The organism is Streptomyces sp. NPDC104202 (genome assembly GCF_055584185.1).
Genome location: NZ_JBVJMN010000004.1, coordinates 97,955 through 110,765, shown reverse-complemented (window position 1 = coordinate 110,765; position 12,811 = coordinate 97,955). Strand labels below are relative to the sequence as shown.

Genomic DNA, 12,811 nt, shown 5'->3' with positions numbered 1-12,811 from the left:
GGCCCCGGGAAGTCGCTGCTTCCACCTAAAGCCACCTCCGACCGGCATGCAAGAGCGCCTCAAGCGCCCCGCACGCTCCCCCCATGCCCCCGCTCGTCCGAAACCTCACCCCTCACGCCGCGCCCGCCGGGCCGCGGGACCGGCACCCTTCGCCGTCCGGGCCCCGGCCGCCACGTCCCCCTCCGGCCTCCGCCGCCACGTCTTCTTCCGGGTCCGGCCGCCACGTCCCCCTCCGGGTCCCGCCGCCTGGTCACACGAAAACCCGTTGCCCCCGCACCGCCGAAAAGATCACCCTGGCCGCATGAGCGCACGACTGCGCGCGATCGCGCGGCAGACCGAGGAGATCGTGGCCGCGGGCCGCTACCAGGCCCCGGGCGGACGCACCGTCTCCCTGGCCGACGACCTGGCCGCGGCCCTGTCCGGAACGCGCCTGCACGGCCCCGGGCCCCTCGCCGTCACCCCCGACACCGACCGCACGCCCGTCCTCGACGTCACCGGCGAGAGCAGCCTGGCGGCCGCCCGCCGGATGACCGCGGCCGACCCCTCCCGCCCGGTGGCCGTCCTCAACTTCGCCTCCGCCCGCAACCCCGGCGGGGGCTACCTCAACGGGGCCCAGGCCCAGGAGGAGGCCCTCTGCCGCTCCTCCGCCCTCCACGCCACCCTGCTCCGCGCCCCCGACTACTACGCGCACCACCGCGCCGAGCGCGACGCCTTCTACACCGACCGTGTCATCCACTCGCCCCGCGTGCCCGTCTTCCGCGACGACCGCGGCGGCCTGCTCGCCGTGCCCTTCACGGTCGGCTTCCTCACCTCGCCCGCGCCCAACGCGGGCGTCGTCCGCCGCACCGCCCCCGACCGGGCCCATCTGCTGCCCGCCGCCCTGGCCTCCCGCGCCGAACGGGTCCTGGAGACGGCCGCCGCGGCCGGCTACCGGCGGCTCGTCCTCGGCGCCTGGGGCTGTGGCGTCTTCATGAACGACCCCGCCGAGGTGGCCGGCGCCTTCAAGACGCTGCTCACCGGGGACGGACGGTTCGCCGGCCACTTCGAGGAGATCGTCTTCGCCGTGCTCGACCGCTCCTCCGGCGCCCGGACCCTCGCCGCGTTCACCCGCGTCCTGGGCGGCGGCGCCTGACGCGGACGACGGCCGTCCGGCGCCCGGCATGCGCCCCGCGCACCCCCGTGCCACGCTGGGGAGACACGGACCTTCACCGTCCGAGACTCCTCACGGGAGGCACGATCGTGGGCAAGAAACAGACCCGGACCAACCGGGGAGCCCGAACCGGCGGTCATGAGCACCGCACCGAGGCCGCCGCGAAGGAACAGACGCCGGCGCCCGCGAGAGAGACCTCGATGCCCCTCGTGGAGCACGCGTCCCATCGCAAGGAACGGAAGTTCGGCCACAACTGAGGCCGGCCACCCGGCGGGAGCCGACCCGGCACGCATCGGCCCGGGGTCAGTGAGCGGGGCAGGGGAGCCGACGGGGGTACGAGGACGGGGCCCGGCGCCGAGAAGGCGCCGGGCCCCGTCCGTCACTCCGCGACCGGTGGCGGCTACGCGTCGTCGCCGACCGTGATCTCCACGCTCCCCTCCGCCCGCGCCGTGGACGGGACCGGCACCGGGGCGGGCTGAGCGGGCACGTTCGTCCCGCCCAGCCGGTCCTGCGCGGCCGGATTCATCGTGGCGAGCAGCTGCCGGGCGAGACCGAGCCCGGTGCCGCCCATCGTGAGCGCCTTGGCGAACACGTCGGCCATGCCGTCGGCACCGTTGAGCAGCACCATCTGGTCGACGTTCCCGAAGGCGGAGGCCCCGGCGGAGACGATCTCCGGCCACTTCTCCGCCAGTTGCTGCGCGACCACGGCCTCCTGGTTCTCCGCGAGGGCCGCCGCGCGGGCCTTGATCGCCTCGGCCTCGGCCAGACCCTTCGCGCGCGTCGCCTCGGCGACCGCCAGACCCCGGGCGTGCTGGGCCGCGGCCTCGGCCTCACCCGTGAGACGCGTGGCCGTCGCCTTGGCCGCGCTCGCCAGCTCGGTCTCCTTCGCCTCGGCCTCGGCCGCCGAGATGCGGGCGTCGCGCTCGGCCGCGGCCAGCGTCCGGGTCTCGTACGCCGTCGCGTCCGCCGGCTTGCGGACCTCCGCCTGGAGCTGCTGCTCCTTGCGGTGTCCCTCCAGCTCCGCGACCCGGGTCTCCTGCACGACGACCTCCTGCCGGGAGGCCGCCTCGGCCAGCGGACCGGCCTGCCGGGCCCGGGCGGACGCCTGGTCCCGCTCGGCCTGGTAGCCCGCCTGGAGGATCTCGCTGTCCCGGGTGGCCTCCGACATGCGCGCCGCGGCCTGCTGCTCCGCCTCGGTCGCCCGCCGGTTGGCCTCGGCCTGCGCGATCCGCGCGTCCCGCTGGACGGCGGCGGCGTGCGGCGCGGCGAGGTTCTTGATGTACCCGGTCGGGTCCTCGATCTCGTGGATCTGCAGCGAGTCGACGATCAGGCCGAGCTTCTCCATCTCCGTGCCACAGGCCGAGCGGGCCTGCCCGGTCAGCTTCTCCCGGTCACGGATCATGTCCTCCACGGTCAACCCGCCGACGATGGCGCGCAGATGACCGGCGAAGACGATGTGCACCCGCTCCGACATCAGCTTCTGCTGGTCGAGGAAGCGGCGGGCGGCGTTGGCGATCGACACGAAGTCGTCACCGACCTTGAAGATCACCACGCCCCGCACCTTGAGCGGAATGCCCTGGTGGGTGACGCACTCGACGGACAGCTGCGTCTCGTTGAGGTCCAGCGAGAGCTTGCGCACCGCCTGCACGCCGGGCAGGACGAGGGTGCCGCGGCCGGTGACGATGCGGAACCCCATGCCCGCGCCGAGACCCTCGTTCTTGTGGTTGGAACCGGAGATGATCAGCGCCTCGTTGGGTTCCGCGACGCGCCACATCATCTTGAACACGGTGATGACGACGACGAAGGCGCCGACGACGACGCCCGCCAGAATGCCGATGCCCATGGGCAAGGTCCCCCTTCACCGGAGCCGAGCGGACCCGGTGAAGGGAGTGTGCGCCCGTGACGGGCGCCCTCTCAACGGTTCGGTCAACTGTCGTACGCGGCTGTGACATAGACGGTGCGTGGAGGGAGATGTTCCATGACCATCACCACCGTTCCGGTCTCGATCCGCTCCTTCGGCGAGGCCGCGTAGGCGAGGAAGTGCTCGGCGCCGCCGCGGATCCGGACGATCACCTCGCCGACGAGGCCGGGGCCGACGGTGCCGGTCACCCGGCCGAGCAGTCCCACCATCGCGGAGTCCATCGACGCGTCGTCCATGCCTGAACGGTACGTCAGATCCAGTCGTCCAGCGCGGACATGAACCCGTCGAAGTCGTCCCGGTGGACGGTGTGGCCCGCCCCGGCCACGGTACGGACGACGAAGCCGCGCTCCGTCAGCATCCGGGCCGCGCCGGGCGGCACCAGCGAACTCGGGTCGGCGAGGGTGACGAGGGAGGGCACGACGGCCCCGGCCGGCCACAGGTCGGCGCCCCTGAACTCCTCCAGCGCGTACGCCGTCCGCTCGTCCCAGGCGCGTACGGACGCCATCTCGACGTCGACGTCCTCGTCCGGCCAGTGCGGGTTGAACCCCTTGATCTGCTCCCTGGTCAGGGACTTGCCCCGGACGAAGAGGCCGGCCCGGTATCCGGCGGGGCCGGCCCCGAGGTGCCAGGCGGGGTCGGAGTAGACCGCGCGGGCCGGCTTCAGCCGTTCCACCGCCCGGGCCAGGACGAGGGCGCCGAGGGAGTGGCCGACGGCCAGCTCGGCGCCCGGCGGCAGGTTCTCGACCAGGTCGTCGGCGTGGTCGTCCGGCCGGTACCGCTCCGGCCCGGCGGGCCGGCCGCTGGCCCCGTGCCCCCGCAGGTCCACCGCGACCGCCCGGTAGCCGCGCTCCGCGAGCGCCGGTCCGACCCGCCGCCAGGTGCGGTGGTCGGCCATGAGGCCGTGGACGAGCAGGGCGATCCGGTCGCCGGATCCCCAGGTGGTGGTGTGCAGGCGCACGGTGCCGCCTCTCCGTCGTGCTCGGGTGGCCGCCGACCGGGGTCAGCGGACGCCGCGGATGGGGCGCACGGCCAGCGCGCCGAGCACCGACAGTACGGCCGCGATCAGGAAGAGCGCCGTGTATCCGCCACTGAGCGACACGACGAGGGAGGCCACGAACGGGGCGATGATCTGCGGTCCCGCGTTGGCGACGTTGAGCACGCCCATGTCGCGGGCGGCGTCCTCGGCCTTGGGCAGCACCATCGTCACCAGCGCGGTGTCGACGGCCATGTAGCAGCCGAAGCCCAGGCCGTTGACGACGGAGAAGGCGAGCATGGCGGTCCAGCTCGTGGAGAGGGCCGGGATGAGGAGGGCGACGGCGGCGAGCGCGGCGGACGCGCCGACGAAGAGCTTCCGGCGGTCGTGGCGGTCCGAGAGCCAGCCGCCGACGACCGTGGACACCACCATGGCGACCGAGTTCAGCGGCATGAGGATCGCCACCGCCTCCTCTGCGGTGAGCCCGGCCGGCAGGTCGATGTGGTCCTTCAGGATGTACAGCTGGAAACCGGCCACCGCGAAGTAGCCGAGGACCAGCAGCGCCCGGCCGATGAACGCCCACCGGAAGTCGTGGTCCTTGAGCGCGCTGCCGAAGGCGGCGATCTGCTCCCTGACGGGCAGGGCGGCCTTCGGGGGCATCCGCTCCTCGCGGGCGCAGGCCGTGAAGAGCACGGCGGTGGCGGCGACGATCACGCCGAAGACCAGGTAGCCGGTGCGGTAGTGCTCCGAGAAGGCCGCGCCGACGAGGGCGCCGATGGTCGAGCCGACGGGCAGGCCGAGCCCGACGGCCGCCGACGCCTTGCCGCGCGCGGCCAGGGGCACCCGGTCGGGCACCACGGAGGTGAGGGCCGCCTGGTAGACGTTCATGACCGCCTGACCCAGACACCAGACGAGGGTGACCAGCAGGATCGTGTCGACGCTGCCGAGCAGCAGCATCACGGGCACGGCCAGGAGGCCGCCGGCCAGGATCCACGGGTTGCGCCGGCCCGAGCGGTCCGAGAGGGCACCGGCGACCGGGTTGAAGACGGTGGCGAAGATCGCGGATATGCCGGAGACGAGACCGAAGTTCGCCACCTTGTCCGCCGGGTCGATGGACTCGATCTGGAGCGCGAGGAGCATGCCGGGGACGCCGATGTAGAGCGCGTACATCGCGGTGTTGCCGGCGAGGAGCAGAGGCAGCAGGCCGCGGGTCGGCCGGGTGGCGGCGGGGGTGCCGGCCGGGTCGCCGGCGGGGCCGGGCGAAGCGGTGCCGGAGCCGGTGCCGGGGGAGGAAAGGGCCACGGTGCCCTCCTGGGGAGATCGCCCGACGAGGGGGCGAGGAACGGATCGAACGGTACAGTTACACGTGTCAGTGACACGTGTGAGCACTGTGTAGCACCCACTTCCGGCCATCCGCCAGACCCTGTGCCGGATTGTTCTGGAAAGATGCCGAAGCGATGAGCCAGCCAATCGAACAGTCCCCCGACCGCCCCGCCGGGCGCACGGTCCCCACCAGCGCCGACGTCGCGCGCCTGGCCGGCGTCTCCCGGGCCACCGTGTCGTACGTCCTGAACAACACCGCGGCCGTCCGCATCAGCGAGCCCACCCGCCGCCGCGTCCGCGAGGCGGCCGAGGAGCTGGGGTACGTCCCCCACGCCGCCGCCCGCAGCCTGCGCGCCGGCCACAGCCGGATGGTCCTCCTGCCGACCGCCCACGTCCCGGTCGGACCGCTCTACAGCCAGTTCTTCAACGACTTCCAGTGGGCCCTGCGGCGCCTCGACTACACCGTCGTGCAGTACGGCAGCGTCGGCCTCCGTGCCGAGGAGGCCGCCCGCGCCTGGGCCGAGCTGCGGCCGGTCGCCGTGGTCTCGCTCGGCGAGGCCGAGCTCTCCGCCCACGGCGTCGAGATCCTCAAGCGGTCCGGGGCCCGGGCCGTCATCACCCTCGGCACCCAGCGGGTCGAGGGCACCCACGCCCTCGTCATGGACCAGGGCCGGGTCGGCGAGGTGGCCGCCGCCCACCTGGTGGAGACCGGCCGCCGCCGGATCGGCGTCGTCGTCCCCGAGGAGCCGGGCCTCGGCATGTTCTCCGGACCCCGCCTCGACGGCGCGCGCCGCGCCGCCGAGGGCACCGGCGCCGCCGTCGTCCCCCTCCCGCTCCGGTACGACGAGGAGTCCGCCCGGGCGCTCGCCGCCCGCTGGCGCGAGGAGGGCCTCGACGGCGTCTTCGCCTACAACGACGAGTACGCGATGCTCCTCATGCGGGCCCTCCAGGACGAGGGGATCTCCGTGCCCGGCGAGACCGCCGTGGTCGGTGCCGACGACCTCCTCCTCGGCCGGCTGCTGCGCCCCCGCCTCAGCACCGTCTCGATCGACATGGTCCTCGGCCGCGAGCTGGCCGAGCTCGTCGACCGCGCCGTGCGGGACCCGGAGGCCCCGGCGGTCGCCCGCTCCCTGCTCGACTCCCGGGTCGTCCGGCGCGAGTCCAGCTGACCGCCTGCCGCGGCACCGTGCCGGGTGCCCCGCCCGGCACGGCCCGGCGTCGCCCGGCGGGAGTGCCGCCCAGCGCTTAGCGTCGGTGCATGAGCACAGTTCCGAAGCGTTTCGAGATCCTGCTGGTGGCCGAGCACGTGGAGGACCGCGGCGGCGCCTCCGTCCGGGACAGCGCCGTCCGCTCGGCCGTCGTCGAGGCCACCGGACGCCACGGCGAGTCGGGCTACCCCATCTACGAGGGCCACGGCCTGCGGGCCGACATCGACCCCGAGACGCGCACCGTCGAGGCCCTCCTCGTCGACGGCCGCGAGCTCGACTACGGCCTGACGGCGCTCGCCCGGCCCGTCGACCGCGGCTGACGTGCCGCGCCCTCCCCGCCGGACGTCCGGAAGCCGCCCGTTGACAGGGCGGGTTCCCGGACGCAGACTCTGCGCGCGCATGCTGGCGAAAGATATTTCACCAGGCGAACAGAGTCGTTCCGAAGGTCACGCAGGCCACGTGGGAGAGAACCGATGAGCATCCGCGACGTCTACATCGTCGACGCCGTCCGCACCCCGATCGGGAAGTTCGGCGGAGCCCTCGCCGGGACGCGCCCCGACGACCTCGCCGCCCACGTGGTGAAGGCCCTCGTCGAGCGCACCCCCGCGCTCGACCCGGCGCGCGTCGACGACGTCTACTTCGGCGACGCCAACGGCGCCGGCGAGGACAACCGCGACGTGGCCCGGATGGCCGTGCTGCTCGCCGGACTCCCCGTCTCGGTCCCCGGCGTCACCGTCAACCGGCTCTGCGGCTCCGGCCTGGAGGCCGTGATCCAGGCGGCCCGCGCCGTCGCCCTCGGCGACGCCTCGGTGGCGATCGCCGGCGGCGTCGAGTCGATGTCCCGCGCCCCCTGGGTCCTGCAGAAGCCGGAGCGGGCCTTCCCCGCCGGCCATCAGCAGCTCCACTCCACGACCCTCGGCTGGCGCATGACCAACCCGCGGATGCCCGCCGAGTGGACGGTCGGGCTCGGCGAGGGCGCCGAGCTGATCGCCGACAAGCACGGCCTCACCCGCGAGCAGCAGGACGCCTTCGCCCTCGCGAGCCACCGCAAGGCCGCCGACGCGTGGGGGAAGGGCCTCTACGACGGCGAGGTCGTGGGCTACCCCGGCGTGGACCTCGCCCGCGACGAGTGCGTCCGCGACAACACCTCCATGGAGGCGCTCGGCCGGCTGAAGCCGTCGTTCCGCCCCGAGGGCGGCACCGTCACCGCGGGCAACTCCTCGCCCCTCAACGACGGCGCCGCGGCCCTGCTCCTCGTCGACGAGGAAGGACTGCGCGAGACCGGCCGGGAGCCCCTCGCCCGCGTCCGCGCCTCCGCCGTCACCGGCATCGAGCCCCAGCTCTTCGGCCTCGGCCCGGTCGCGGCGGTCCGGCGCGCCCTGGAGAAGTCCGGACGCTCCTTCTCCGACCTGGGCGTCTTCGAGCTGAACGAGGCCTTCGCCGCCCAGGCGCTGGGCTGCCTCGCCGAATGGCCGGAACTCGATCCCGAGATCGTCAACCCGCGCGGCGGCGCCGTCGCCCTCGGCCATCCGCTCGGCGCCTCCGGGGCCCGGCTCGCCGGCTCCGTCGCCCACCAGCTGGCCGCGGCCGGCTCCGGCACCGGCCTCGCCGCCCTCTGCATCGGCGTCGGCCAGGGCCTCGCGCTCGTCCTGGAGCGCTGACCCGGCACCCCCGGGCCCCGCGACCGCCGACACGAAAGGGGTACGGGAGCCGCTCCGGCTCCCGTACCCCTTTCGGCCCCTCAGGGGCACCCGCCCGCGCGTCCCCGCGCGGCGCGCGTCACTTCTGCTGGGCCTCGATGGACTTGCGGACCTCGTCCATGTCCAGCTTCCGCGCCTGGCCGATGACGTCCTCCAGCGCCGCCTCCGGCAGTGCGCCCGGCTGCGCGAAGACCGCCACGTTGTCGCGGACGATCATCAGCGTCGGGATCGAGCGGATCTCGAAGGCGGCCGCCAGCTCCTGCTGCGCCTCGGTGTCCACCTTCGCGAAGACCAGGTCCTCGTGACGCTCGGAGGCCGCCTCGAAGACCGGGGCGAACTGACGGCAGGGACCGCACCAGGAAGCCCAGAAGTCGATCAGGACGAACTCGTTCCCGCTGACGACCTCGTCGAAGTTGTCCTTGGTGAGCTCTACGGTGCTCATGCTTCCTACCTTTCGGGGTCTCCTGGCGGTGTCCTCACGGTCCCCTGGGGACTCGCCCGGCACAACGGCGAAACGGCCCGGCCTATTCCGCCCCCGCCCGGCCGGACCCGGAGCCGGGTCACACGGCGGACCTGGCCCGCGAACGGGCGAGGGCGGTGGGGCGCCGGTCGTCAGCGGTCCCTCGAAGCGGAGGGGATGAGTCACCTCATCAGGGTAAATTCCGGGGCCCCCTCAGGGGTTGAGGGCTGCCTGGAGTGGCATGAACTCTCCGAGGAAAGGAAGGCAAACCATGCCGTTTCCCCTGCTCGCCGCAGCCGGAGTGATCGCCAAGGTCGTCCACAGCATCTACGACTGGAGCAAGAACACGCCCCAGGGCCGGGCCACCCTCGCTGCCGCGAACACGGTCGCCCTCTACCAGCACCAGAAGGACCACCCCGACAGCAAGTTCATCCAGCCCGCGGCCGAGCGGCTCGGCAAGCAGCTGGCCGACGACGTCGTGCGGCCCGTCACCGACAGCCTCTACAAGCACGTCCGCAACGACCTGAACAAGCCCTGATCGCGGGGCGGGGGCGGGCGGTGAGGTGACGTCCGTCGCCGCGCGCGCCCGCGCAGCACCCCCGCCCTCGATCAGTGACCGGCGCGGTACCGCCCGATCCTCCATCGGGCGGTACCGCGCCGCCCGTTCCCGGCGGCTCCGCCCCCGGTCGGGCGGGGGCGCCCGGGGGTGCCCGTCGGCCGGAACTCCACCGTCGTGGCCGGGGGACGATCGTCCTGCGGTCGGACGGCGTGCCCCCCTGAGGGAGGATTCGGCGAACTGTCTTTTACGACAAGGTGGTTGAGTTCGAACGTCCACCTCCCACGAGGACCTGACTGACTGTGCGAAGCATGCGAATTGCACCCGTCGTGGCCATCGGCACCCTCGCGACGCTCCTTCCCGGGCTGACGCCCGCCGCGGCCGCCGCGGCCGGACCCCCGACCCGTACCGTCACGGCCGCCGGGACCGGCGCCGCGGCGGCCGACCCCCTGCAGCGGTTCACGCGGCAGAAGCCGCGCTGGACCCGGTGCGGCGCCGAGACGCCCGCCGAGCTCCAGTGCGCGACGGTCGAGGTGCCGCTCGACTACGCCCGCCCCGGCGGCAGGACCCTCTCCGTCGCGGTGTCCCGGACGAAGGCGACCAGCGCCCGTGACCGGCGCGGCGTGCTGCTGCTCAACCCCGGCGGCCCGGGCGGATCGGGTCTGGACATGCCGGTCTGGATGGCGCCGGAGCTGCCGGACGACGTGAAGAAGCGGTACGACCTCATCGGCTTCGACCCGCGGGGCGTGGGGCGCAGTTCCCCGGTCGGCTGCGGCCTGAACGACGACGAGCGGGAATGGCAACGCCCCTACAAGGCGGCGACGTTCGCCAAGGACGTCCGGTGGGCGCAGACCGTGGCGGCCAAGTGCCGGGCGGGGAACGGAGCCGTGCTGCCGCACCTCACCACCCGCAACACCGCCCGCGACCTGGACGTCGTCCGAGCCGTGCTCGGCGAGAAGAAGATCTCGTACCTCGGGTACTCCTACGGGACGTACCTGGGCGCCGTCTACACGCAGATGTTCCCGCGGCGCGCCGACCGGTTCGTCCTGGACAGCGCGGTCGACCCGGAGCGGATCTGGCGCGGCATGATCCAGGTGTGGGCCGAGGGCGCGGAACCGGCGTTCGCGCGCTGGGCGACGTGGACCGCGGCCCGCCACGAGACGTACGGACTCGGCCGCACCCCGGCCGAGGTCCGCGCGACCTTCTGGGCACTGGTCGCCCGCGCGGACCGCGAGCCGATCGTGCTCGACGGGACCGCCTTCACCGGCGACGACATCCGGGCCGGCCGGGCGATCTTCTTCGACGTCGCGTACGCGGCGGAGGCGATCGTCCGCGTCAAGGAGGCCGCCGAGGGACGCACCCCGGCGTCGCCCCGGACCGGTGAGCGGCCGTCTCCCGTGCCGCCGTCGTTCACGCCCGTCGGCCCCGCCGCCCCGACCGGCGCCTCGGCCGGCGGCGTCCCGGCGGACAACGGCGACGCCGCCTTCTGGTCCGTGGTCTGCGCGGACACCCGCGCCTGGCCCCGCGACCCGGAGCAGTACCGCCGCGACGCGATCCGCGACAAGGCCAGGTACCCGCTGTACGGCGACTTCGCGTCGCACATCAAGCCGTGCGCGTTCTGGGGCCAGGGCTCCGAGCCCGCCACCCGGGTGAACAACTCCGTGGGCGCGCTCATCCTGCAGAACGAGTGGGACTCCCAGACGCCCCTGGTCAGCGGCCAGGGCCTGCGCCGGAGCATGAAGGGCGCCCGGATGGTGACGGTCCTGGGCGGCCAGGGCCACGGCGTCTACGGCATGAAGTCCTGCGCGGACGCGACCGCCACCGCCTACCTGGTCACGGGGCGGCTGCCGGTCCGGGACACCACCTGCACCACCCCCGCCCCCGCGGCCGGGCACGCCCAGCGGCTCCCGCTGCCCGCTCCCCAGGGGCTCCCCGGTGCGGAGGGCCGGTTCTGACGGCACCGTGACCGGTCTCCGGGGCGGCCCCTGCCCCGGAGACCGGGAACCGTCCGGCCACCGGCGTACCGGGCCGTGCCGTTCCCCGCTCGTGCCCGCAGACTGGGACCCATGACACGAACGGTGGACGCGGTGGAAGACGGACACGAGTACGACGTGGTGGTCCTGGGCGCCGGGCCGGTCGGCGAGAACGTCGTCGACCGGGTGAGGGCGGCCGGCCTCAGCGCGGCGATCGTGGAGAGCGAACTGATCGGCGGCGAGTGCTCGTACTGGGCCTGCATGCCCAGCAAGGCGCTGCTGCGCCCGGCGATCGCCCGCTCGGACGCCCGCAAGGTGGCCGGCCTGCGCGAGTCGGTGTACGGACCGCTGGACGCCATGGAGGTCTTCGCCCACCGCGACGACGTCGTCGGCGACTGGAAGGACGACGGCCAGGTCGACTGGCTGGACTCCATCGGCGTCCGGGTCCTGCGGGGCCACGGCCGGATCGCGGGGCCGCGCCGGGTCGAGGTCGCGGGCCCCGAGGGCGAGCGGCACGTGCTCACCGCCCGGCACGCGGTCGCCGTCTGCACCGGGACCCGCGCGGTCCTCCCGGAGCTGCCCGGCCTGCCGGGCGCGCACCCGTGGACCAGCCGCGAGGCGACCAGCTCCGACCGGGTGCCCCGGCGGCTGGTCGTCGTCGGCGGGGGAGTGGTGGGCGTCGAGATGGCCACCGCCTGGCAGGCCCTCGGCTCGGAGGTGACGATGCTCGTCCGGGGTGGCGGACTGCTGCCGCGCATGGAGCCCTTCGTCGGCGAGCACGTGGCCGAGGCCCTCGCCACGCGCGGCGCGGACATCCGTACCGGCGCCGTCGTCACCGCCGTGGTGCGCGACGGCGGTACGGGGCCGGTCACCGTGGTCCTGGAGGGCGGCGACCACGTCGAGGGCGACGAGGTGCTCTTCGCGACGGGCCGCGCACCGCGCACCGACGACATCGGACTGGAGAAGGTCGGCCTCGCGCCCGGCTCCTGGCTCGACGTCGACGACACCCTCCTCGTCGACGGCACCGACTGGCTGTACGCCGTCGGGGACGTCAACCACCGGGCGCTCCTGACCCATCAGGGCAAGTACCAGGCCCGGATCGCCGGCGCCGCGATCGCCGCCCGCGCGCTGGGCAGCCCGCCGCTGGACACCGGCCGCTGGGGGACGCACGCCGCCACCGCCGACCACTCGGCCGTCCCGCAGGTCGTCTTCAGCGACCCGGAGGCGGCGGCCGTGGGCCTGAGCCTCGCCGAGGCGGAGCGCGCGGGGCACCGGGTCCGCGCGGTCGACCTCGACATGCGGCAGGTCGCCGGAGCCGGTCTGTACGCCCAGGGCTACCGGGGCCACGCCCGGATCGTCGTCGACCTCGACCGTGAGGTGCTCCTCGGCGCGTCCTTCGTCGGTCCGGGCATCGGCGAGCTGCTCCACTCGGCGACGATCGCGGTCACCGGCGAGGTCCCCGTCGCCCGCCTCTGGCACGCCGTTCCGTCCTACCCCACGCTGAGCGAGGCCTGGCTGCGCCTCCTGGAGGCATACCGGGGCTGACC

The 12,811-nt window shown here is 74.1% G+C and carries 12 protein-coding genes; 7 read left to right on the top strand and 5 right to left on the bottom strand.

Going from position 1 to position 12,811, the window contains the following annotated elements:
- Positions 1–301 precede the first annotated feature (301 nt).
- On the top strand, positions 302–1,132 hold the full coding sequence (locus ACZ60W_RS04370; protein ID WP_469753841.1) for a TIGR02452 family protein: 831 nt from the start codon (positions 302–304) through the stop codon (positions 1,130–1,132).
- Between the two features lie 418 nt (positions 1,133–1,550).
- On the opposite strand, the gene ACZ60W_RS04365 is transcribed toward ACZ60W_RS04370, so the two are convergent.
- The 4 genes from ACZ60W_RS04365 to ACZ60W_RS04350 form a co-directional block, all read right to left on the bottom strand.
- Complete coding sequence (locus tag ACZ60W_RS04365; protein WP_469753840.1) at positions 1,551–2,993, bottom strand: SPFH domain-containing protein; 1,443 nt, start codon at positions 2,991–2,993, stop codon at positions 1,551–1,553.
- An 83-nt stretch (positions 2,994–3,076) separates the two neighbouring features.
- On the bottom strand, positions 3,077–3,280 hold the full coding sequence (locus ACZ60W_RS04360) for a hypothetical protein (RefSeq protein ID WP_469753931.1): 204 nt from the start codon (positions 3,278–3,280) through the stop codon (positions 3,077–3,079).
- Between the two features lie 41 nt (positions 3,281–3,321).
- Entirely contained in the window at positions 3,322–4,029 is a 708-nt protein-coding gene (locus tag ACZ60W_RS04355; RefSeq protein ID WP_469753839.1) for an alpha/beta fold hydrolase, read from the bottom strand.
- A gap of 42 nt (positions 4,030–4,071) precedes the next feature.
- Positions 4,072–5,346: an MFS transporter gene (locus tag ACZ60W_RS04350; protein ID WP_469753838.1), complete on the bottom strand. Its 1,275-nt coding sequence runs from the start codon at positions 5,344–5,346 to the stop codon at positions 4,072–4,074.
- A gap of 155 nt (positions 5,347–5,501) precedes the next feature.
- On the opposite strand from ACZ60W_RS04350, the gene ACZ60W_RS04345 reads away from it, so the two are divergent.
- From ACZ60W_RS04345 to ACZ60W_RS04335, 3 genes are all read left to right on the top strand, one after another.
- Positions 5,502–6,536 carry a LacI family DNA-binding transcriptional regulator gene (locus ACZ60W_RS04345; protein WP_469753837.1) on the top strand — a complete coding sequence of 345 codons (1,035 nt, stop codon included), beginning with the start codon at positions 5,502–5,504 and terminating at the stop codon, positions 6,534–6,536.
- 89 nt (positions 6,537–6,625) lie between these two features.
- Complete coding sequence (locus tag ACZ60W_RS04340) at positions 6,626–6,895, top strand: hypothetical protein (protein WP_469753836.1); 270 nt, start codon at positions 6,626–6,628, stop codon at positions 6,893–6,895.
- A gap of 153 nt (positions 6,896–7,048) precedes the next feature.
- Positions 7,049–8,236 carry a thiolase family protein gene (locus ACZ60W_RS04335; protein ID WP_469753835.1) on the top strand — a complete coding sequence of 396 codons (1,188 nt, stop codon included), beginning with the start codon at positions 7,049–7,051 and terminating at the stop codon, positions 8,234–8,236.
- Between the two features lie 118 nt (positions 8,237–8,354).
- Here the strand turns inward: ACZ60W_RS04335 and trxA are convergent, their stop codons facing one another.
- On the bottom strand, positions 8,355–8,717 hold the full coding sequence (gene trxA, locus ACZ60W_RS04330; protein ID WP_469753834.1) for a thioredoxin: 363 nt from the start codon (positions 8,715–8,717) through the stop codon (positions 8,355–8,357).
- 289 nt (positions 8,718–9,006) lie between these two features.
- Here trxA and ACZ60W_RS04325 point away from each other — a divergent pair, with 289 nt between their 5' ends.
- The 3 genes from ACZ60W_RS04325 (at position 9,007) to ACZ60W_RS04315 (ending at position 12,809) form a co-directional block, all read left to right on the top strand.
- On the top strand, positions 9,007–9,273 hold the full coding sequence (locus tag ACZ60W_RS04325) for a hypothetical protein (protein ID WP_469753833.1): 267 nt from the start codon (positions 9,007–9,009) through the stop codon (positions 9,271–9,273).
- Positions 9,274–9,593: 320 nt separating this feature from the next.
- The gene (locus ACZ60W_RS04320) at positions 9,594–11,246 is read left to right on the top strand and encodes an alpha/beta fold hydrolase (RefSeq protein WP_469753832.1); all 1,653 of its coding nucleotides are present in this window, start codon (positions 9,594–9,596) and stop codon (positions 11,244–11,246) included.
- Between the two features lie 111 nt (positions 11,247–11,357).
- A complete protein-coding gene (locus tag ACZ60W_RS04315) occupies positions 11,358–12,809 on the top strand; it encodes a dihydrolipoyl dehydrogenase family protein (RefSeq protein WP_469753831.1) in 1,452 nt (483 codons plus the stop codon).
- The last annotated feature ends 2 nt before the right edge of the window (positions 12,810–12,811 follow it).